This window comes from Lysinibacillus sp. F12, from assembly GCF_057773605.1.
In genome coordinates this window covers 173,476-195,172 of sequence record NZ_JBYMLP010000003.1, presented here as the reverse complement: position 1 = coordinate 195,172, position 21,697 = coordinate 173,476, and the positions used below count along the sequence as shown (strand labels likewise).

Below are 21,697 nucleotides of genomic sequence, written 5' to 3'. Positions count from 1 at the left end.
TTTGCAATATGATTGCCTATGTTCCCTCTGCACACAGCCCCATGACTTGTTACTTTTTCAATGAAATAATATTGGTAGCGCCTGCTCTTTGGAAACTTGATTTTTCTAACGTAATCTCTTGCCCCATTAGGCTAGTGAAAACGACAGGGGTAATAATGGAAGGCACTTGTTCCTTTATTTTTGTGATGTCTGCTTTTAATAATGCCTCTCCACGTTTAATTGTTTGACCATCTGATACAAGCATGTCAAAGCCCTCACCATTCAGTGTTACAGTATCTAAACCGACATGAATTAATAATTCTACACCAGTTTCAGATTTTAAACCGATCGCATGCTTCGTTGGGAAAATCATCACCACTTGACCGTCAAACGGTGCATAAACAGTTCCATCTGTTGGACGAATCCCAAAACCAGGACCCATCAGGCCAGCAGAGAATGCTTCATCCGGTACTTCTGATAACGGTAATAAATCCCCTGTCATTGGCATTTCAAAATCATGGAAAGTTGTTGTTGCGTCACTTTTTACTTCTGCTGTCGCTACAGGCTGTTCCGTCAGCAACTGGACATTAGCAGGTGCTGGGTTGCCTTTTTGCAGACGTTCTTTCATAGCCTCCGCTAAAAACTCAACAGATGTTCCAATAATTACTTGTACATTGGTTTTACTAATACGCATAACACCTCGCGCACCTGTTTGCTTCAATGTTTTCTCATCCACGACACTGGCATCCTGTACGGACATACGTAAACGAGTCGTGCAGTAATCCACTTGCTGAATATTCTCTTTACCACCTAATGCTTCAATTGTGTAGTAGGCACGTACATCAATATCATCGGAAATAGCTGAATTTGATTCCCCATCCTCTTCCTCATCATCTTCACGTCCTGGTGTCTTTAAGTCCAGTTTTTTAATCAAGAAATAAAAGACGACAAAATATATGGCCCCAAAGCCTAAACCTAATGGTAGAAGCATTAATGGTTTATCGGCCAAACCTAAGTTTAGCAAGTAGTCAATTAACCCTGCTGAGAATCCAAAGCCATCACGGAACCCAACCATATAGGCAACTGCAAGGGAAATACCTGTTAATACTGCATGGATACCATAAAGAACAGGTGATAAGAACATGAATGAAAATTCAATCGGCTCCGTCACACCTGTTAAAAAGGCTGTTAAAGCGATAGATACGAACATTCCACCCACAATCGGTCGTTTTTCTTTTTTCGCTGTGAAATACATCGCAAGACAAGCTGCTGGTAAACCGAACATCATTATTGGGAAGAAACCAGCTTGGAAATGTCCAGCTGTTGGATCGCCTGCTAAGAAACGATGGATATCCCCTTTCACAATTTCACCCGCGGCATTCGTAAATTCACCGAAATCAAACCAAATAACCGTATTGATTACATGGTGAAGACCAACTGGTATTAATAGACGGTTGAAGAAACCATACATCCCAACGCCAAGTGATCCTGCACCGATCATCCAATTGCCGACAGCATCAATACCGCCCTGAATTGGTCCCCAAGCAATGGCTAAAATGCTCCCTAAAATCGCCATAGTGATGGACGTGATAATTGGTACAAACCGCCGTCCACCAAAGAATGATAACCATTCTGGAAATTTCACATTATAATATTTGTTATACAGTAAGCCTGCCGTAATACCGGCAATAATACCACCAAACACACCCATATTTAATTCTTCATTAACCGTCCCTAAAACGGCTACTAATACGAGGTGAGCAATCGCACCTGCAAGAGCTGCTCCCCCACTGCTATCATGTGCTAACCCCATCGCAATACCAATCGCAAAAATAATAGGTAAATTGCCTAGTATAGCATTCCCAGAAGCGGCCATAATACTAGCAATGTACTGAATGGCTTCATTCGGCACTGCTCCAAGCATATCCCCAGAACCTAAACGCAAAAGCAAGGCTGCTGCCGGTAATGTCGCGATTGGAAACATAAGTGACTTACCGATTTTTTGTAAGAAAGCAAACATTCTTTATCCCCCTTTGGTATAGTTGTCTAGACCACTTTTATGAAAAAAAAGCGTTTTCATTAAGTTGCTATTATTATAGGCGCAATTTGAAAAAAAATAAATACTTTTTTAATAATTCTTGATGTAAAAAAACCGTACCCTAATAAAGCATTAGGGCACAGTTCTTCTTTAAATTATGCAGTAACGTCTCGTTTCATAAAGGATGTATAACTAATCACTAGGAAAATTACAGCATAAATAGCTAATACAGTTAGCGAGAAAGGCATTGTCATATCTGGAACCATTAACATATCTTTTTCATACTGAGTTAAATCTGCATGTGTTAGCCAAATGTATTTGACAATGTCGTATCTACTTAAGAACATAATGATCATGCCACCTGTAAATGACAGGAACATCGTTAAGCCGATTGCTAATGAGCTCGAACGGAATACTGAACCAACTAAAAAGGCAAATAATGTAGACATAACAAAATCACCGCCAGATAATAGATAATGGTAGGCTAAATCATTCCATACTGCCTTTTCAGCCACCTGACCATTAACAATCTCTAATTCCACACCTGAGCCTACACCAAATAATACTAAACCTACAATTGCACTCACAACTACATTTACAGCAACTAAAAACAAACCGAATAAGAAGGTTGTCAATAATTTAGACGTTAACACCCTCGCACGGGACATAGGACGAGTCAACAGCATTTTAATAGTACCTGTTGAAAATTCGCTGGAGACAATACTTGCGGCAGTAATCACCGTAAATAAAGTGACAAGTGTTAGCATATTGCTTGTAAAGGACATAAAGCTTGCAAGGCTGCTATCTTCTTGACTCGGCGCATCATGGGCTAATCGGTACTCCGAAATAGCAATTCGCTCTTCAAAAAATGCTTTGTCTTCCTCGGATATGTCCTCCTCTGCCAGCATTGCCTTATTATTTTGGATAGACTGCTGCTCTATCTCCTGCCATGTTCCCTCATCTGATGATTTACCCTCATAATATTTCATGATGCCGCCAGGAACTAGAATGACAAGGACAAGCATAGCGACCATTGCCCACGTCCCTTTTTTATGCCATAATTTCATCCATTCATTTTGAATTAGCTTCAGCAATTTGTCCGCCTCCAGTCATTTCTAAGAATTGATCCTCTAATGTTTTCTGATGTGGCTGTACGGCAAATAGTTGCATACCTGCTTGCACAAGCCCTAATGTCAATGCAGGAACATCCTCTTTCTTCAATTCAATTACATAGCCTTGTTTCATTGCCTCAAACTTGTAATCATGTTGTGCCAGATGGGCAGAAACCTGCTCTTGTGGCTGTGCTTCCACATAGTAAAACGACGTGCTTTCATTATGAATTTCACGAATGTCGATTAGCTTCCCATTTTGAATGACGGCCACTCGATCACACATTAGCTCAATTTCAGATAATAAGTGACTGGATACAAAAACCGACACGTTATCTTCTGCCGCAATTTTGCGAAGGTACATACGGAATTCGCGAATACCAGCTGGGTCTAAACCATTCGTTGGTTCATCTAATATTAGAAATTTTGGTCGATGTAATAGCGCCTGAGCAAGCCCTAGTCGTTGACGCATACCAAGAGAATACGTTGCAACCTTTTCATGGATACGATTTTCTAGACCAACCTGTTTAACGACCTCCATGATTCGTTCCTTTGAAACATTTTTATGCATACGTGCAAAATGCAATAAATTTTTATAGCCCGACATAAATTTATACATTTCTGGATTTTCGACAATCACACCAACCTTGCTAATCGCTTCCTCATAATGCTCCTGTAGCGATAGTCCATCAATGATGACCTTGCCCTCTGTTGGATGCATAAGGCCCGTCATCATACGAATCGTTGTTGTTTTCCCTGCCCCATTGGGTCCTAAAAAACCTGTAATTTGTCCTGGATATAAATCAATGTTTAATTGTTGTATTAATTGCTTTCCACGAATGGTTTTCGATAGATTTTGCAATTGAACAATTGGTTCTGTCATATTTATTCACCCTTTCTTTTTAGTTACGCCTGAGCCTTTATCGTTAAAAGTGTTGGCGATCGTTATCATTGGAAGAATGACCATAAAAACCTTTCATCCATTGAACCGCATCTTTATTGGTCACATCACGCAATGTCTCTACGTCTTCATAAGCTGTGATAGAGCCAGCTTTTAATAAAATAATTTGATCTAAAATAGGTTCAACCTCATATAATTCATGCGTAGACAGCAAAATCGTTTGATTTTCAATGTCCGTAAATTGAATTAAACCTTTAATGAGCTGCTCTCGCACAATGGGGTCTAGCCCAGCAAATGGTTCATCCATTAAATAATAAGGAACTTCTCGGCCCAGTGTAGCAGCCATTTTCATACGTCCACGATTCCCTTTTGATAATTGACGTAGCTTCTTATTTTTATCCACCTGTAAAAATTCAGCTACTATACATGCCTTATCATAGGAAAAGTCTTCAAATTGAGAAGCGTAGTGCTGAAAGAGCTGTTCCCCCGTATAATAATCAAAAAACAAATCAGTATCTGGTAAATAAGCAATTTGATCCGCACTTCGTCGAGTAATTGGTTGACCATTCAATACCACTTCACCAGTTGAGGAGCGTAATAAGCCAGCTAAAACTTTGAGAAGTGTAGATTTACCACTACCATTTTCCCCAACGAGCCCAATGATCTGTCCAATAGGAAAGGAAAAGGATAAATCCTGTAAAATGGGCTTATTCTTATACTGAAAAGACACATTTAATAGCTGTAACATTCCTTCACCTCATGCTTTATTTTTTAATACAACGAGCATTTCTTCTTTGGAAAATCCCAACGCCTCGATAGATGTTAAAAAACTTTCGGCTAACTTATTTTTCATATCATCTCGTAATCCTTCGATGCGTTCCTCATTAGTCGTAATAAAAGTACCCTGTCCTCGTTTGGTTTCCGTTATATTCATTGCCTCTAACTCCTTATAGACTCGTTGCACCGTATTAACATTGACACCCGTTTCGACTGCATATTCCCTTACAGAGGGCAGTCGATCTCCAAGCAATATCTGCCCCTTTAAAATGTCCCCGCATATCCGATCGACAAGCTGACTATAAATTGGTTTATCACGTGAAAAATCCATCGTCATCGTAATACCACCTTTTCAAGCCACTTGGATGCCGTTAAAAAAAGCAGTACGATGAGTAAAATAGAAGCTACTTCTTCAACAACATAAATAGAGCCCAGCCTCCATTCCATCGTTGTCGTTGCTTTTACTTTGGGTAAAAACGGTTCTAATTTGCTTAACGAAATGGCGCCACGGTGGAAAACCGTGTCATAAAACTGACTCTCCGTTATTCGTACCCAAGCCGATGTGGTAAGTCCAAAAGCAACCATCGTCAATACAATGGAAAAACGCCCAATCACATGCTTCAATTGCAAGTAAAAAGCTAAAAAGAACAACAGTAAAACAAATAACATAAATTGGAAAATAGTTAACGCAATCACAATTCCTATTAAAACGAATACGATTTGTCCAATATTTGCGATAAACTCTTCTTTTATATTAAAGATGGCAATACCCACAAAGAGCGTATTAAAAAGCGCATAGCCTATGAGCGAACAGACCATCTTGGCTCCTACTAGCTTTGTGATGGAACTAGTGGAATGGAGCCAGCTTTCCTTAGCTTTAATATCCAAACGCATACTCGCTAAAAATTGTAAAACAGAATAAAATCCACCTACAAAAAGGACAAGAAGCGTAAAGGCAAATGCTAGCTGATTTTCTTTAGGGAAGAGATCAACAAATTGATGTAATCCATAGGGAACGATCCAAGAAAACATAATTCCCGCAAATATCCCCATTAAAAACCATGAGCGGTAAAGTACCCATTCTTTTTTTAAAAGTCCTACAAAACTTTTCATGCTCAACACCTCGTGTCATAGTGTACTAGTCAGATATTACACTATGACTTCTTTATTTTCAAGTACCAAATACAAGAAAAAGGAAATGAGAGCCTCGTTTGATTAAAATGAAACATTTAACTTGTATAGCATGAGCTCTCTTCAGCTATCAATAAAGTCTAAAACAGAATACATTGCGAGGACACAAAGACAACAAAAGGCGGAACCAAAATGGAAAAAATGGTGCTATTTTACTACTATATTGAGTTTACAAATAGAGGGGGCATTCAAGGGCAAAAATTCCGACTCGGTATTGAAGGAGATGACATATCCGAAGTTAGCCCAATATATTGTAGAGGATATGAGATTGCTAATGGTTGGTAGAGTAAGCATTCTTAACAAGAAAATGATGAATGAAAAACTTAAAAGACAAACCAAAAAGGAGAAATTAGGACGTACAGATTAGTCCGAAGAGTGCTATTGATTCCACTATCATGAAGTAAAAAAAAGAAGAGCCCTTTTTAGGACTCTTCTCAGACTGTAGACAAACTCAAAAAATTTGAGAGTTTGCCTACAGTCTTTTTTCTTTTACAATGAAATAAAGTAAAGTCGTTGATTTCCACTACCGGCGGACGCTTTCCGCGGGCGGGGTCGAGCTGCTTCCCTCGCCTCGCTCAGTCCAGGATCTCGACTTTCCCGCTTTTCCCGCAGGAGTCGCCGCCCTTCGTTCCCATCAACTTCTACATAAAGTACTTACTTTATCTACATAGGGTGTTAAAAAGTAAACGATGATGACGAAGAACAATCCAATGAACGAGAACAATTAGAAATGTTAACGATTGATCCATTAGTTCCCAACGATTATTTAGTGCGAAAACTAGGGGCTGCTATTGATTTTTCATTTATCTATCCTTTAGTCGAACAGCTCTATTCACCTAATGGGCGTCCTAGATTGATCCTGTTGTTCTCTTTAAAATGACGTTTATTCAGTACGTTTTTGGTATTCGGTCTATGCAGGCGATGCTTACTTTTGCTGCCATGAATTTAAAGAAACTAGCTACTTGGACGTGGCAGACAGCTTAAGAGAGCATCTATGCTCGAAGAGTATGTTGGATACAGCAATGATTTACCAAATATTGAAAATGAAAGAGAAAGAAAAATGACAAAAGCCATCGAGAATACATTTCTCGATGACTTTTGTCTACAGTCTGAGAAGAGCCCTTTTTACGACTCTTCTTTTCATCGCTACACCATTTTGCCTACTACTTTTACTTTTAATCTTGTTGCGTTTTCTGGATGATACGCTAATGGTGTTTCTTCCACTTCAACCAATTCGATTGTTTCCGCAAGGGCACCTGCTAATACAGCTTGTTTTACTGCTTTATTTTGTGCATCCTCTAAAGATTCCTCCCGAGGTTCTTTAGAATAAATATAAATTTGCTCGTATTGCCCACTAATTTGTGCAATGGATGCTCCAATCGCATTTGCCACACCGCCAAACTCTGATTTAACAATAGTAGAAACACCTTGAATTTTTTTTGGCACAATAATACTACCACCGCCCACTAAAACAAGCGATACATCCTCTGATGATGTTTTCATTTTATCAATGGCTTGTTCTAGTAATGAAGAAATTTCTTCTTGAACGGCTTTAGCGAATGCTTCATCAATATGTGCCACTAAATTTCGATCTCCTACTTCTGCAAGACCTAAACGGACGGCAATATCTGTGGTTGTCATAGTTGACCCACCAAATACTAATGCCTCTTCACTAATTTTATAACCGACACTATCGGGGCCAACGGTAATTTTATTTTCCTTCACTCGAACGATACTACCACCACCTAGCCCGACTGAAATAATGTCAGGCATTCTAAAGTTGGTGCGGATGTCCCCTACCTCCACTGCGACTGAAGATTCTCGGGGGAATCCATCTTGTAACACGCCAATATCCGAAGTCGTACCACCTACATCTAATACCATTGTATTTTGAATTTGTGATAAATACGAAGCCCCTCTTATACTATTAGTAGGCCCACAAGCAATCGTCAAGATTGGGAATTGCTTTGCATAGTCGATGGACATTAATGTTCCGTCATTCTGACATAGGTACACGTCTACATTGAAAATACCCTCCGCTTGAAGTGCCTGAATAAAGCCCTGTGTTGTCGTCTCAATGACCTTGCATAAAGCGGCATTTAAAATCGTTGCATTTTCACGTTCAATTAAGCCTACAGAGCCAATTAGTGATGAGCAAGAAACCGGGAAATCTTCCCCATAGATCGCTCGAATCCAGTCACGAACCTGCAATTCTTGATCATTTTTAATAGATGAAAAGACACCTACAATGGCAATTGATTCTACCTGGTCACGCCACTCTTCTAAGAGCTTTGTAATCTCTGCGTGATTAAGCGCACTCAATAGCTGGCCATCGTATTCATAGCCTCCATGTGCGATTGCATAATTCCCTGATAATTTATCAATCATATCGGAAGGCCAAGCTGTATAAGGTAGCACCGAGGCTGTAGCTGGATAACCTAGTCGAATAACACCAACCCTTGCTAGCTTTTTACGCTCAACAATGGCATTGGTACATTGTGTTGTCCCTAGCATGGCATGTGTAATTTTCGTTTTATCAATGTTTGCACCTTGTAATAATTGCTGCAATGATTGTTCAATACCTGATTTAATATCTAAACTTGTCGGTGACTTCACACTATAAATTAGCTGACTATTATAATCTAAAAGAATAGCATCTGTATTGGTTCCACCTACGTCAATTCCAATTTTATACATGTTCAGCTACCCCCTTTTTCACCAATTCTTCAATTGGCACGAAATCATAATTATAGCCAAAGTATTTTGGTCCTGCAGTTTCTATCCCTTTTGCTGTGCGCCATTTTTCATGTGATGGTAAACCAATTACGCGCACACGTTTGCCATATTTTAAACTTTCTGTCGTCACAGGCAACAAGGTTTCAAAATCGACTAAACAAATCAGATCTGGTGTCATCGCAACAACTTGATCGTTCTTTTCTGCCAGTAAATTTTCATTTTGGAAATGAACCTTCATCTGACCCTCTTTATAGCCATCAATTCCTTCTAGAAGCATTTTCCCTAAGTTAAAGCCACCCTTCGTTTCGCGAATTACATCGACAATTTTCCCTTGAAATAGCTCGTACCCTGCAATGAGCTTTAAAAGGCTTGCAAGCTTATCGTTCACCTCTTGATCTTTAGAGGCAATAATTTCACCGATTTTTTCAGAAAGTGTCACAATATGATGCACACCACTTTTCTTTAGTTGAGCACCAGTTGTTGGATACAGGCTCACCAAAGAGCTAGCGCCCATTTCAACAGTAGCGGCGCGGGCGATACGCTCTGTCCATTTATTATCAATCGTTTCAAAAATGCCGATATTGCCTTTTTCATCTGTGATGGCCATAGGCGTTGCGGAAATACCATCTAAGTTAAACGTCACCATTTGCAGCTCTGGGAATGCCCGCCCCATACCATCGCAATCAATCAAAGGTAAACCTAGCTGTGCAGCCACCACAATTGGAATCATTGAATTGACCCCACCCGCTTCCATCGGGTATGTACCGGCAATTTTATCTTTCCCTAAATACTGCGCAAGCTTTTGGAAAACTTTTACAAACTCATCACCACGAGGAAATTTCTCGACTAAAACTGATGGTGCTCCCATCATAGCTGCGGGAATGAAAAAATCCTCATCTTCAATTTCCTCCACGGAATACAGCCTAACAGGACCATTTTTTTCAATGGCAGAAAGCGCCATTAATTTCCCAATATACGGATCTCCGCCACCACCTGTTCCTAAAAATGCTGCACCTATAGCTATATGTTCAATAGCCGCTTGATCTAAATATCTCATCTATGTTCCTCCAATATGGCAGTTTTTTGTACGGATACACGATACCCAATATAATAAATAAGAAATGAAATAATAATGCCGATCATCGGTTGATTAGGTAATGTCGGCAATCCAGGAACGAAAGAGAATACAACGGGCATACAGGCAATCACTGCCCCTACTAGCCAAGAAAACACCCCTAAGCGATTAACGCCTTCTACCTCAGCCCAGCTATCTTTATGTCCTTTATGGATAACCCAATAAGAAGCAATCATGACACCTGCAACAGGTGGAATCATCGCGGATAGAATGGACATAATCGGTGTGAAGTAATTTAAAATCCCTACGACTGCTAAAATCGTACCGATTGTCCCAGCAACAAAAATCGCCATTCTCTCTTTGTTTTTTGCTACGTCAAATACATTAATTAAGGCAATACCGCCTGAAATTGCATTGACCAAATTGGTTTTCCAAGTGGCTAAAATTAAGCCAACCCCGCCGATAAATGGTGTAGCAATATGCAAAAAGACTGCGGTAATGTCACTTGTTTGATAAGCAATTGTTAAAATAGCTCCTACGCCAATCATTAACACTCCAGCAGGAATAATTCCTAACGTAGCGGCCTTGAAAACATCCGAACGTTTTTTGGAATATTGCGAATAATCACCCGCTATGACTGCCCCTAATGCGAATGAACCAATGGTCACTGCTAAACCATCCATAAAACTCATATTTCCTTGTGGCTCATAAGCACGAATGAACTCAAGCTGCTCCCCTGTTAATGTTTGGACTAAACCATATACACAAATAATGACTAATAATGGGACAGCAATATAGCTTAATATACGTAATACCTTCATGCCATATATAGCAGAGACCACCATGACCATACCACTTATGAACGATGCTAGAGGAACCGATATATTCAAGTGATAGATGGCTAGCAAATTCGCTAAGGCAACCCCACAAACATTAGCCTGAATACCAAACCACCCTAAGCAAGCAATTGCTAGGATAATAGATAAAATCGTACGAGAGCCTTTTTTCCCAAACACTTGCCCAGCGACATGGACAGTCGGCCTACCTAAATCACTACTTTGCATTCCTTGTAATACCATAATGAAGACGACGATTGCGTAGCCTACAAATGCTACAGCCAGTGCCTTCGATAAGCTCATACTTGTAATGAGTGTATTTCCTACCAATAAACTAGGAATACATATCATGGCACCACCCCAAATAATCCCTAAGCTATACCATGATTGAACATTGTTGTCATTTCTCAAGCGACTCCCTCCTTATACTTAGTTGATGGATGAATGTTTTTAATTATAAAGAAAGCATAGAAGGGAGTCTTTTGCCTAAATAAAAAAAATAATCTGAAATTTTGTTCAAAATAACAAAATTTCAGATTATTTTAATCATTAATTAATCGATAGAGCATGCAAGCCATATACACATCATAAAATTCGGCGTAAATAGTTACATCTGTGCCAATCAGCTCGCTAATTTTTTTGATACGATATTTCACCGTATTTTTATGAATATAAAGTAGTTCCGCACAGCGCTCCATACTTGCATTTGCATCTAATAAAAAGGTAATCAATGTCTGTAATGTATCATGATCATGTAAGATGGGTTCAATGACCGATAAATATTCCTCAATCATTTCTTCCCCTTGCTTACTTACAGCAATAGCTCGTTTCATGGAACGAACCTCAGCTGCCGTAAATAATTTTCGCATGGGGTATATCGTGTGGGCTTTATCCCCTACCTGATTGACTAACTGATACATCTGACGAACGGCCTTCGTGTTTTTCATTTTGGGTGCATAGACGATTTCTACGATTTGTCCAGCATAATTGGTAGTTTCATTAAATTCGACAGTAATTTCAAACTCATGGTGCTTGTACAAGCAATTTCCGAGTAGCACAATCATACAGTGGTCAATACATTGAATGACTCTTGTTTGATAATATTTAGACAACTGCTCTTCTAGCTCATCTCGAACCTTTTTTTCATCCGCTAAATCATGCATATATACTAACCACATCATTTGAATAGCAGAAACATCAATATGCAGGAGATTGGCTAATCTTCTCATTTTTTCACTTTCATCATTGATGATTGCTTTGACCAGGGCATATTCGCTGACCTCATCATGCTTGTCTCCCCATAAATTAATGGCGACTTGGACAACCTCACTCACCTTTTCAATTGTCTTGGCAGGTAAATCGGTATTTTCCTTTATAAGGAATAAAAAGAGAGGCTCCCCATTTTTTTGATGCACTCTTTTATAGTCAATCACACATGAGATGTCACTTTGTTTTAACTCAAATTTACCTGTTTCACGAAAAACTTGTGATTGTGAGCATTCATGGATAGCGTAGACCACATCTAATGATGAATTTCTTGGCCACATGACTTGATTGATAATATCCAAATGACTATTGGTTAGCAGAATATTGGCTTTCAAGCGATCTGATAGCATTTTCAATGTAATTTCCACACTTCTTAAATGCTCAGGCAATAAGGATACCTTCTCTAAGGTTTCTTTAACGAAATGGTCATTAACACCCTGATTACTAACAATCGCTTCCATAACTTCATAAATAACTTCATTATAACGGAGAGAATAATCATTTTTGGGCATACAGATAATTATAAACCCTTGAGATTCGGCTAAGGCAAGCACTTCCTCTGGTATATGTGGCAACACAATACCCACATAATATAAGATAAGGCCCAGCTCTCCTAAATCGTGTAAATGCTGAATTGTCTCACATTGCTGTTCCACACTATCTCGAATGGAATAAAAGGAGCTAATCACCAGCTCTTCTGCATACCATTCCTCTTGCACACGATTAATAATTTTCGAATAAAAATCAACATTCGATACTTCTAAAACAGATAAAGAAGAGACCGTGCGATGCAGATTATCTCGACCTGTTAAAACCTCTGCCCCGCGAAAGGAAGGCAATTGCAATAAATCTTTCACCGTTACCCCATGTTCAACCACCACTACTTTTCTAAATTTTCTATACAACGTCTTGTGAAGAAGAATAACATAATCACACCTGTCTTTCAAAATATGGTTATCTGCATATTTCATAACCTAATATGCCCGTGCTAAAATAATAGCAAAGTTCATGAGGGAAGAGAGGGAAAAAAAGGATGTCTAATCGAACAATTAGAGACACATCGTTTGGCATGACAATTCGAGAAAGCTTACAGGCAGATTGCCCAAGCTGCTTTGGATTATGTTGTACAGCATTAAATATAGTCGCTTCCAGTGATTTTGCCATGCATAAACCAGCAGGCAAGCCATGCTCCAATTTAACAGAGGACTATAGCTGTCAAATTCATAGCAAGCTAAGGATGAGCGGCTATAAAGGCTGTACTGTATTTGATTGCTTAGGTGCCGGTCAGCACGTTTCCCAAGTGACATTTAAAGGGCAAGATTGGCGCCAATCACGAGAACTTGCTGACAAAATGTTTCAAGTGTTTCCAATTATGGAGCAGCTATATGAAATGATTGCTTATGTAGCGGAAGCTCTATCCTATCAAATTGACAGTATGCTCCATGAACAGCTCCTCGTTCAATTAGAACAGCTACAGCAGGCAGCGGAACTTGACGCTAATGGTTTATTGGCACTGGACATGATGGCTATTCGTATGCCAGTAAATGCTCTTCTTTTAAAAACTAGCGAACAAATGCGACAACATCTTGTAAAGGGGAAAGCTTCTCTCAAATTGAATCAGCGCGGCGTTGATTGGATAGGTAAAAATTTTCAGGGTAAAGATTTGCGAGCTACTGATTTAAGAGGTGGCTATTTAATTGCTGCCAATTTACAAGGAGCCAATTTACAAGGGGTAGATTTCATTGGGGCCGATCTGCGTGATACCAATTTACGTGGTGCTGATCTATCGACAAGTTTATTTTTAACACAAATGCAAATCAACGCCGCACAGGGTGATAACACTACCAAACTACCTTCTTATATTAAACGTCCAGCACACTGGCAGTAAAAAAGGATGCCTCCATCGAGACATCCCTTAAGGCCATAAGCGTTTGTGAAAGACGTTCAGGCTTGCTTCTTTTTATAAATGATGGTTGCCACGATTAAAATTAATAATATGGCTTGGCCAATCATTGTTTCCACGGTTGGATAGAAACCTATCATGCTTATGACAGGTAAGCCATCGACAATTGTTGTAGAAATCTTATTAGTCAGCTGTAATGTATGCAGACTGACACCGATAATCTTAAAGGCTAATACATAAATGAGCCATGTTGCTACGGCAAAGAATTTATGAATAGGAATTTTCCCACTTGCCTTAAACAACACAATGGCAAGCAAGGCAAGGATAATGAGTGCAACTACAATCCCAAGGATAAACTGAGAAGTCGCCATTTTCGGTGCAATACCCGCGTAAAAAACAAGCGTTTCTGCCCCTTCTCGGAAAACAGATAAGAAGCTAATCGCTGCCATGGCAAAAATAGAGCCACTGGAAATAGCATTGCCCATTTGCTTCGAAATATAGCGATTCCAACTGACCACACTTGATTTACTATGCAGCCATATACCTACACCAATCATCATCGCAGCGGCCAGTAAGCCTACATAGCCTTCCATTAATTCACGATTCGTATCAATTGTAGCCGAGTTTAAAATTGTTGACATAAGAACTGCGGCAACGGCTGATAACAAAACACCCACAAATGCTCCAATATAAATCCATTTCCGCATTTTCTTTTGCCCTGACTTATTAAGAAACGATACAAGAGCTAATATAATGAGTAAAGCCTCTAGCCCTTCTCGTAATAAAATTAACGCTGCATCCCAAAGCGTATAATCCGAATCTCCTTGAATCAATTCGATTTCTGTACGGAATGTATTTAATTTTTTTGTAATTGCTTCTTGATCGACAGAGGATTTTAATAAATCACTTGCGATAATAGGCATATCACTTTCAATTTTAGTATAAAGACTACCATTACGAGTTGAGATTTCTATTTCAACACGTGGCCAAATCATGATAAATTCTCGAACCTTATTAGAGGCTGCCTTATAATCACCGTCATCTACAAAGTCCATCGCCTCATCAATATAAGCAATTAATGTAGCTAATGAATAGTCACCTTCTACCGCTTCTGCTGTTTCTTTACCCGCTACAAAATCTGTAATCGTTTGTTGTAAATCTGCAAATTGAGTTTTCATTAACGCGATATCAGGCTCTTCAGCAGAAATAGAGATTCGTAGAAATGCCATCTGTGTTTCGATTTGTCCATACATGGCAATACTTTGCTCACGTACGGGGCGCTCACTTTTGTTCCACTTGAGATTAAAATCCTTATAAGCTTCGTCAATTGCCTGAGCATCCTCACTAGCTAAAGCTTTTTCAAAGTCTGCCAAAATCGGCTTCATCTTTTGCCCAAACTCCGCTCGCTGTGCAGCCTCATCTACTGGATTTTCCAGTTTTTCTAGGGCTCGTAAAGCATTCGACAGGGCAGACAGCGCCTCTAATCGGTCATCCTTTGATGTGGCCTCTGTTGCTTGGGCAAGGATGTCATCAACCTTAGCTTTCGCCTCTTTTTGTTCTGAAGAAACCTTAGCCCAATCTGTGGCAAACTGTTCAAGAGCCTGTTTAGCCTCTGTCTCTTTATCCTGCTTTGTATTCATTAATGCATCACTAATTGCAATATATAAATGACTATAGGATTGCGCAGCTTGCACAGGTAAAGCTAAAGTCAGAAATAAAGCAATAACGATACTACAGCGCGTTAAAAAGTGCTTCACCTAAATAACTCCCCTTTTGTACACCAGGGAAGCAAGCAAACACTGCACTGCCTCGATGGGTAATATACTCATTCATTTTATCCATACGTCCCAAGCTATTTTGAATCGTTGTAAATTGGGCAGGGTCCTTTTGAAATGAAATAAAGATAAGCCCTGCATCATGAGTGCCTGTATTCGACATCACACCAGATGCATAGGAATACGATCTCCGCAAAATACGAGCTCCTGCTTTACGGGCCAAATGAACATGTGATGTATCAGGCATAATATAATTCCCTTTATCATCCTTCGCCTCTACATCAAAATCATCAAATTCCTTAGTTTTACCCATCGGTGCCCCACTATCACGGTAACGACCAAATGTAGCTTCTTGATCTTTTAAAGATGTACGATCCCATGTTTCAAGATGCATTTGAACTTTACGTGCAACTAAATAAGAGCCGCCTTTTAGCCAACCTTTATCCACCCAAACAACTTTTTTTAAATCCTTTTCATCTGTAATGGATGGATTCACTGTGCCGTCCTTGAATGCAAAAAGATTTCGGGGGGTCCCACCACCTGCTGGGAACGAGTTAAAGCCTGACTGTGACCATTTAATCTCCACTTTCCCAGATGCTGCACGCACTAAATTACGGACCGCATGGAATGCCACCTGTGGATCATCTGCACAGGCCTGAATACACAAATCACCACCTGTATATTCTTTCTGTAGCTGATCTTTTGGGAAATGTGGTAAATCCTTTAACTCCGCTGGCTTTAAATGCTGCATACCAAGCTTATCGAATAAGGAAGCACCCACACCAATAGTAATTGATAAATTGGCAGCATCTAAGCCCTCTGCCTCACCGGTATCACCAGTCGGTACTCTCGTATTCGATGAAATATCAGCCATTAATTCACCATTCATTAAACGCACAACAAGAGGTGTCCATTGCTGGAATAACTCTTGCAGTTCCTTCTTCGATGTCACTAACACATTTAAAGAAGCAAAATAAATATTCGTTTGTACAGGTGTTACAATACCTGACTGATGGGTGCCGTAGAAATTGACCTTATTGCTTGCCGTAGTACTGTCAGCCACAGGCTCAAAAACATCATAGCCCATTGCTTTCATTACACCACCTAAACCAGAGGCACCAATGGCAACACCTGCCACCCCAATGCCTGTCAGTTTCAACATATCACGTCTAGAGATTTTTTTATTCATCCATTTTTCTTCATTTGATGCTGTCATTTATGTTCACTCCAAAATGATTCCCATTTGACTTAATGGTTCTCCAAGCTGATTCACCGCTGCCGCAAGCGCTTTTGTGTTGTCCTCTGTTAATTCCTCGTAGGAAATATAACCACCATCGGCAGTGGCATGCTGTGCTAATAAATCGTCCACCGCTTTGAATTTTTCATCAAGCGCTGTGACTAATTTTGAATCTTTCGCTTCTAATTTTGAACGTAAAATTTCAAAGATTTTTTCAGCACCTTCAATGTTCGCTTTAAAATCATACAGGTCTGTATGGGAGTAAATTTCTTCCTCACCTGTAATTTTAGATGTTGACACTTCATTTAATAAATCAACTGCACCCGTTATCATTAAATCAGGAGTCACTTCAACTGTTTGTACGAGGGCATGTAATTCCTTCGCATCTGCCAGAAGCTGATCAGCCACTACCTCATAGCCCTTTGTTGTATTTTCTTCCCAAAGCGCATACTCAAGCTTATGATAGCCTGACCATTCTTCTTCACCTTTTCCTTCTTCCTGTATATCAGCTAAACGACCATCAATACGTGGATCTAGGTCGCCAAAGCTTTCTGCAATGGGTTCAGAACGCTCAAAATACATACGTGCTGGTGCATACGCAGCTTTTGCTCCTTCAATATCTCCAGCCTTAACAAGATTGACAAATTTCTCTGTTTCTAGTAAAAATTGATCCATTTGCTCTAATGCAAATTGTTGATAGGCTGCTAGTTCAGAAGATAAATCAACCTCTTGTGCAGCTTTATCTGATTGCTCTGTTTCTGGCTTATCTTCTTTTTTTGTATCTTCTGTATTACCACAGCCTGCCATTAGAATGCCTCCTGCTACTAATACAGACAATAATGATTTGTTTTTCATACTTCGTACCTACTCCCGATTTTGTTTTATATTGTGATGATAATGATTATCATCCTCTAATGCAAGATAATTTTTTTTAAAAAGAAAAAAACGTCATTTTTAAGTTGTTTTTTATAAACAACTAGAAAAAAGACGTTTTTTCCACAATATAATGATTCTAATCTACAAAATTTTTACTTGTTTCATTTTTTCATATTTACCATGTAAGAAATAATAAAGCACAATGGATAATAAAATGACAAAGACCATCGCAAAGAATATGGCACTGTAGCCCGCTGAAGGCACAAATAATCCTAAGAAATAAGGCCCGACACCCAATCCTAAATCATAAAAAATAAAGTAAGTAGATGTCGCAAGTCCTAAACGTTCATTCGGCGTTACCTTAATAGCAACAGCCTGTGCAACAGAGTTGAAGTTACCATAGCCAATACCTATACATGCTGCAGCAATTAAAAAAGCAATGGTTGTTGACGCTGAACTAAATGCATACATACCAATAGCAAAAATCACCAAACATGGATAAATAATAATATTAGCACCTCGTGTATCTAGTAATTTCCCAGTAAATGGGCGTGTAGCTAAAATGACAATAGCATAGATGATGAAAAAGTAACTGCCTGCTGATACTAAATCAAGCTCCTTCGCATAAAACGTCATAAAGGACATAACACCCGAATACGCAAAACCAATTACCAGTGCAACAAAGGCAATCGGTACAGCACGCAATTCAATGAAATTCGTCATCTTAAAGCCAGCCTTCACAGCTGCATCCACTGTCTTCTTCGGCGCATCTGGGACTGTTACGATAAAATACATGAAAAAGCAGATAATAGCTAAAACGGAATCAACAGCAAAAATCATGCGATAATCCTCAAATAGCTGTGTTAATAAAATACCGACAAAAGGTCCAATAGCTGTAGCCAAAATCGCACTTAAGCTATAATAACCAATCCCTTCCCCGCGTCGCTCAGGTGGTAAAATCTGTGCAATAATCGTCCCCGTCGCTGTACTCGCTACTCCAAGGGCAATCCCTTGTATTAAACGATTCAGCATAAGTAACGGTAAATTTCCTGCTATAAAATAGGACATCGTTGACAACATAAATAAAAGTAATCCGCAGAATAATGTTTTCTTGCTTCCCCAATCCCCAATAATACGGCCCGTTCCAAGACGCCCTAATAATGTTCCAATAATAAAAATACTCGATACAAGACCGGCTGTACTTGTAGACGCATTAAAATGTTCCACTGCATAAGCAGCAATCGTAACCATTAATAAATAAAAGATTAACGTAATGGTAAAATTTATGAGAGAGACAATTAAAAAGTCCTTTGTCCATAGTTTCTTTCTTGCTGTTACTTCCACGTTACTCGCTCTCCTATTGATTAATATTCATACAAATTCTTTCAAAAACCTGTGTCGCAATTTCAATATCTCGCTGAGGTACACCTGCCAGTGCATGCTCAAAAAATGGCTTCAAGTGAGCTTTAATCTCCTGCACAAGCTCCTCCCCATACGACGATAAATACACAAGCTTTTCTCGCTTATCCTTACCCACCATCGTTTCCACATAGCCTAGCTCCACAAGCTTATGTACAAGCTTCGTCACACTCGGCTTCTCAATAGACATAAAATTCGCGATATCAACAAAGGAATGCGGACCCTTATCCTTTAATAAACGAAGAACTGCCCACTGTGAGCTATATAACTGATACGGTTCAAGTTGCACATTTAGCTTATTAATAAAAGGCCTATACATTAAACGATACTGATTAAAAAACTCCTGCTCAATTGTCACGAGATCACTTCTTCCTTTTATATTAGTTAGCCTAGCTAACTATAAACCTAAAATCTCTATTTGTCTAGTCGGGATATCACATCTATAAAATAAGGGTAATTTGGGTGCATTTGTTATTTTTATATAGCACTTGATTAAGTGGTGAATTTCTTTGGAAGGAGAAGGAGAAATAATGAAAAAGGGTATAATTTCAGGCATGGTATTTATGTCAATTTTATTAGTCGGCTGTAATGGAGAAGAGAAAGGTGGACAAGGAGTAGAAAGCGAGCAGGAGTATCCGTCACTTCTTGCGATTCCCTTATTTTCGCCTCTCCACCCGCGCCTTCCTCATGCGTATCCATCACTTTTCACTCTCTATCCGTCACTTTTTCCGTTCTATCCGTCACTTTCCTCCCTCTATCCGTCACTCTTTGCGATTCCCTTATTTTCGCCTCTCCACCCGCGCCTTCTTCATGCGTATCCATCACTTTTCACTCTCTATCCGTCACTTTTCCTTTTCTATCCGTCACTTTCCTCTCTCTATCCGTCACTCTTTGCGACTCCCTCATTTTCGCCTCCCCACCCGCGCCTTCTTCATGCGTATCCATCACTTTTCACTCTCTATCCGTCACTCTTTGCGACTCCCTCATTTTCGCCTCCCCACCCGCGCCTTCTTCATGCGTATCCATCACTTTTCACTCTCTATCCGTCACTTTTTCCGTTCTATCCGTCACTTTCCTCTCTCTATCCGTCACTCTTTGCGATTCCCTCATTTTCGCCTCTCCACCCGCGCCTTCTTCATGCGCATCCATCACTTTTCGCTCTCTATCCGTCACTTTTCCTTTTCTATCCGTCACTTTCCTCACTCTATCCGTCACTCTTTGCGACTCCCTCATTTTCGCCTCCCCACCCGCGCCTTCTTCATGCGTATCCATCACTTTTCACTCTCTATCCGTCACTTTTTCCGTTTTATCCGTCACTTTCCTCCCTCTATCCGTCACTCTTTGCGATTCCCTCATTTTCGCCTCTCTACCCGCGCCTTCTTCATGCGTATCCATCACTTTTCACTCTCTATCCGTCACTTTTCCTTTTCTATCCGTCACTTTCCTCCCTCTATCCGTCACTTCTTTCCCTCTATCCGTCACTCTTTGCGATTCCCTCACTCTATCCGTCACTCTTGATGTTCCGCTCACTTTGCCTCACTATCTCCCCACAAAAAAACTACAACTCAGTCTGGCTGAATTGTAGTTCGTTTCTATTCCATGATCCAATACTGTCTATGTTTCTTTATTCCGTCTGCTTTTAATGGGAGCTGCTGTAGTAGCTTGTAGGCGACGTTTGGGGAATCGATGGCAAAGAATTCGCGGAAGCTTTTATTGGTGAGCTTTGGACCTACTAATAATCGATAATCTTCGAGGGCTTTTTTCAATGCATCCTGGTCGACCCATTTACAGCGAGGGCAATGCCATTTTTTATAATGGTAGTTCATTGGCTGACCATTCGCACAATGGGGACATAGAACCCCCTTTACCATCTCCTCAAGAGGTACCTTCACCTCTCTTTTTATTGTGCTATGCAGGGACATGAGGTGCATAGCAAATCGAAAGAGGTTTTCATTCTCTACTGGTTGATGCAGGTCGAACCATTTTTGTAAATGTGTACGTAATCCGGTTACATGAAATATTGGCTGTCCATGAAAACCTTCTGATAAAATTCCATTTTTTGTTGCAAGCACGACTGCATGCAAAACAGGCAATTGAAATTTTTCTTGATGTAACAGTTTTTTCATCCATCCTACATGTCGTTCAAGTTGAAGAAATGGATCAGTCATTCCCTCTACCTTGCCTTCTGAGGTCATCCGTGTCAATTGTGCAAAGGAGGTATCATATGAGAGAACGCCTGTTATATTTTTGATTTCTACAATCAGTAAAAAGTGTGGACATAGAAAAATGGTGTCCATTTGGTGAGTAGAACCGAAGTTATTCATCGTTTGAAAATCATGGAGAAAATAATAGGGGGTAGGAAGGTCTATCTCAAGCCACTCTGCATCTACACGCTGTTCGCCTGCGTGTCCAGCCTTTAAACGTCTTAAGTTTTCATCATAATTCGAGTACTCCTGGTGAGAGTTTGAGAGTCTTCGAACAATGGCTTCTAGTGTCTTCTGTGTTTCCGATATTCGACGTGCTAATAGAATCATTTATTCACCTCCTGTCTTGATTATATAAAAAAAGAACCTCAACAA

General features: G+C 39.8%; 20 protein-coding genes and 1 pseudogene. 2 read left to right on the top strand and 19 right to left on the bottom strand.

Annotation, left to right across the window (positions count from 1 at the left end; all coding sequences use genetic code 11):
* Window positions 1-49: 49 nt before the first annotated feature.
* The 6 genes from nagE to AC3CH7_RS14715 all read right to left on the bottom strand — a co-directional run bounded on the left by nagE (window position 50) and on the right by AC3CH7_RS14715 (window position 5,917).
* Window positions 50-1,999 carry an N-acetylglucosamine-specific PTS transporter subunit IIBC gene (gene nagE, locus AC3CH7_RS14740; protein WP_012293994.1) on the bottom strand — a complete coding sequence of 650 codons (1,950 nt, stop codon included), beginning with the start codon at window positions 1,997-1,999 and terminating at the stop codon, window positions 50-52.
* 173 nt (window positions 2,000-2,172) lie between these two features.
* Window positions 2,173-3,111, bottom strand: a complete 939-nt coding sequence (locus AC3CH7_RS14735) for an ABC transporter permease (RefSeq protein WP_207889837.1) — start codon at window positions 3,109-3,111, stop codon at window positions 2,173-2,175.
* Entirely contained in the window at window positions 3,089-4,009 is a 921-nt protein-coding gene (locus AC3CH7_RS14730) for an ABC transporter ATP-binding protein (RefSeq protein ID WP_099805257.1), read from the bottom strand. The genes AC3CH7_RS14735 and AC3CH7_RS14730 overlap by 23 nt, the downstream gene beginning before the upstream one ends.
* Window positions 4,010-4,052: 43 nt before the next feature.
* The gene (locus AC3CH7_RS14725; RefSeq protein ID WP_012293991.1) at window positions 4,053-4,775 is read right to left on the bottom strand and encodes an ABC transporter ATP-binding protein; all 723 of its coding nucleotides are present in this window, start codon (window positions 4,773-4,775) and stop codon (window positions 4,053-4,055) included.
* 9 nt (window positions 4,776-4,784) lie between these two features.
* The gene (locus AC3CH7_RS14720) at window positions 4,785-5,141 is read right to left on the bottom strand and encodes a GntR family transcriptional regulator (protein WP_012293990.1); all 357 of its coding nucleotides are present in this window, start codon (window positions 5,139-5,141) and stop codon (window positions 4,785-4,787) included.
* Window positions 5,138-5,917 (bottom strand): hypothetical protein, encoded by a 780-nt coding sequence (locus AC3CH7_RS14715; RefSeq protein WP_012293989.1) that lies wholly within the window; start codon window positions 5,915-5,917, stop codon window positions 5,138-5,140. Before AC3CH7_RS14715 ends, AC3CH7_RS14720 begins: the two co-directional genes overlap by 4 nt.
* A gap of 767 nt (window positions 5,918-6,684) precedes the next feature.
* On the opposite strand from AC3CH7_RS14715, the pseudogene AC3CH7_RS14710 reads away from it, so the two are divergent.
* A pseudogene (locus AC3CH7_RS14710) lies at window positions 6,685-6,943 on the top strand (transposase); the annotation flags it as partial.
* Window positions 6,944-7,141: 198 nt separating this feature from the next.
* Here AC3CH7_RS14710 and AC3CH7_RS14705 read toward each other — a convergent pair.
* From AC3CH7_RS14705 to AC3CH7_RS14690, 4 genes are all read right to left on the bottom strand, one after another.
* Window positions 7,142-8,692, bottom strand: coding sequence for a hydantoinase/oxoprolinase N-terminal domain-containing protein (locus AC3CH7_RS14705; RefSeq protein ID WP_488381527.1), 1,551 nt, complete (start codon window positions 8,690-8,692; stop codon window positions 7,142-7,144).
* On the bottom strand, window positions 8,685-9,788 hold the full coding sequence (locus AC3CH7_RS14700) for an S-methyl thiohydantoin desulfurase family protein (RefSeq protein WP_012293985.1): 1,104 nt from the start codon (window positions 9,786-9,788) through the stop codon (window positions 8,685-8,687). Before AC3CH7_RS14700 ends, AC3CH7_RS14705 begins: the two co-directional genes overlap by 8 nt.
* Window positions 9,785-11,053, bottom strand: coding sequence for a cytosine permease (locus AC3CH7_RS14695; protein WP_036215616.1), 1,269 nt, complete (start codon window positions 11,051-11,053; stop codon window positions 9,785-9,787). The genes AC3CH7_RS14700 and AC3CH7_RS14695 overlap by 4 nt, the downstream gene beginning before the upstream one ends.
* Before the next feature lie 131 nt (window positions 11,054-11,184).
* Window positions 11,185-12,765 (bottom strand): PucR family transcriptional regulator, encoded by a 1,581-nt coding sequence (locus tag AC3CH7_RS14690; protein ID WP_230584374.1) that lies wholly within the window; start codon window positions 12,763-12,765, stop codon window positions 11,185-11,187.
* A 176-nt stretch (window positions 12,766-12,941) separates the two neighbouring features.
* Between AC3CH7_RS14690 and AC3CH7_RS14685 the strand changes: the two genes are divergently transcribed.
* Window positions 12,942-13,796, top strand: coding sequence for a pentapeptide repeat-containing protein (locus AC3CH7_RS14685; RefSeq protein WP_031419663.1), 855 nt, complete (start codon window positions 12,942-12,944; stop codon window positions 13,794-13,796).
* Window positions 13,797-13,852: 56 nt separating this feature from the next.
* Here AC3CH7_RS14685 and AC3CH7_RS14680 read toward each other — a convergent pair whose 3' ends face one another.
* From AC3CH7_RS14680 to AC3CH7_RS14640, 9 genes are all read right to left on the bottom strand, one after another.
* On the bottom strand, window positions 13,853-15,568 hold the full coding sequence (locus AC3CH7_RS14680) for an FTR1 family iron permease (protein WP_012293981.1): 1,716 nt from the start codon (window positions 15,566-15,568) through the stop codon (window positions 13,853-13,855).
* Window positions 15,543-16,802: an iron uptake transporter deferrochelatase/peroxidase subunit gene (gene efeB / locus AC3CH7_RS14675; RefSeq protein ID WP_031419662.1), complete on the bottom strand. Its 1,260-nt coding sequence runs from the start codon at window positions 16,800-16,802 to the stop codon at window positions 15,543-15,545. Before efeB ends, AC3CH7_RS14680 begins: the two co-directional genes overlap by 26 nt.
* Window positions 16,803-16,808: 6 nt before the next feature.
* Window positions 16,809-17,678, bottom strand: a complete 870-nt coding sequence (efeO, locus tag AC3CH7_RS14670) for an iron uptake system protein EfeO (protein WP_012293979.1) — start codon at window positions 17,676-17,678, stop codon at window positions 16,809-16,811.
* A gap of 162 nt (window positions 17,679-17,840) precedes the next feature.
* The gene (locus AC3CH7_RS14665; RefSeq protein ID WP_012293978.1) at window positions 17,841-19,043 is read right to left on the bottom strand and encodes an MFS transporter; all 1,203 of its coding nucleotides are present in this window, start codon (window positions 19,041-19,043) and stop codon (window positions 17,841-17,843) included.
* A 13-nt stretch (window positions 19,044-19,056) separates the two neighbouring features.
* A complete protein-coding gene (locus AC3CH7_RS14660; protein WP_036166436.1) occupies window positions 19,057-19,476 on the bottom strand; it encodes a MarR family winged helix-turn-helix transcriptional regulator in 420 nt (139 codons plus the stop codon).
* A 203-nt stretch (window positions 19,477-19,679) separates the two neighbouring features.
* The gene (locus AC3CH7_RS14655) at window positions 19,680-19,817 is read right to left on the bottom strand and encodes a hypothetical protein (protein ID WP_206701629.1); all 138 of its coding nucleotides are present in this window, start codon (window positions 19,815-19,817) and stop codon (window positions 19,680-19,682) included.
* A gap of 333 nt (window positions 19,818-20,150) precedes the next feature.
* Window positions 20,151-20,390 (bottom strand): hypothetical protein, encoded by a 240-nt coding sequence (locus tag AC3CH7_RS14650; RefSeq protein WP_488381528.1) that lies wholly within the window; start codon window positions 20,388-20,390, stop codon window positions 20,151-20,153.
* A gap of 129 nt (window positions 20,391-20,519) precedes the next feature.
* A complete protein-coding gene (locus tag AC3CH7_RS14645) occupies window positions 20,520-20,648 on the bottom strand; it encodes a hypothetical protein (RefSeq protein WP_258858685.1) in 129 nt (42 codons plus the stop codon).
* 62 nt (window positions 20,649-20,710) lie between these two features.
* Entirely contained in the window at window positions 20,711-21,652 is a 942-nt protein-coding gene (locus AC3CH7_RS14640; protein WP_012293976.1) for a nuclease-related domain-containing protein, read from the bottom strand.
* Window positions 21,653-21,697: the final 45 nt, after the last annotated feature.

Coding starts and splice junctions, on each gene's coding strand:
- AC3CH7_RS14650 (WP_488381528.1), bottom strand. CDS start 20,390: ATGGATACGCATGAAGAAGGCGCGGGTGGGGAGGCGAAAATGAGGGAG.
- efeO (WP_012293979.1), bottom strand. CDS start 17,678: ATGAAAAACAAATCATTATTGTCTGTATTAGTAGCAGGAGGCATTCTA.
- AC3CH7_RS14705 (WP_488381527.1), bottom strand. CDS start 8,692: ATGTATAAAATTGGAATTGACGTAGGTGGAACCAATACAGATGCTATT.
- efeB (WP_031419662.1), bottom strand. CDS start 16,802: ATGACAGCATCAAATGAAGAAAAATGGATGAATAAAAAAATCTCTAGA.
- AC3CH7_RS14725 (WP_012293991.1), bottom strand. CDS start 4,775: ATGTTACAGCTATTAAATGTGTCTTTTCAGTATAAGAATAAGCCCATT.
- nagE (WP_012293994.1), bottom strand. CDS start 1,999: ATGTTTGCTTTCTTACAAAAAATCGGTAAGTCACTTATGTTTCCAATC.
- AC3CH7_RS14655 (WP_206701629.1), bottom strand. CDS start 19,817: ATGGATACGCATGAGGAAGGCGCGGGTGGAGAGGCGAAAATAAGGGAA.
- AC3CH7_RS14640 (WP_012293976.1), bottom strand. CDS start 21,652: ATGATTCTATTAGCACGTCGAATATCGGAAACACAGAAGACACTAGAA.
- AC3CH7_RS14685 (WP_031419663.1), top strand. CDS start 12,942: ATGTCTAATCGAACAATTAGAGACACATCGTTTGGCATGACAATTCGA.
- AC3CH7_RS14730 (WP_099805257.1), bottom strand. CDS start 4,009: ATGACAGAACCAATTGTTCAATTGCAAAATCTATCGAAAACCATTCGT.
- AC3CH7_RS14715 (WP_012293989.1), bottom strand. CDS start 5,917: ATGAAAAGTTTTGTAGGACTTTTAAAAAAAGAATGGGTACTTTACCGC.
- AC3CH7_RS14720 (WP_012293990.1), bottom strand. CDS start 5,141: ATGACGATGGATTTTTCACGTGATAAACCAATTTATAGTCAGCTTGTC.
- AC3CH7_RS14700 (WP_012293985.1), bottom strand. CDS start 9,788: ATGAGATATTTAGATCAAGCGGCTATTGAACATATAGCTATAGGTGCA.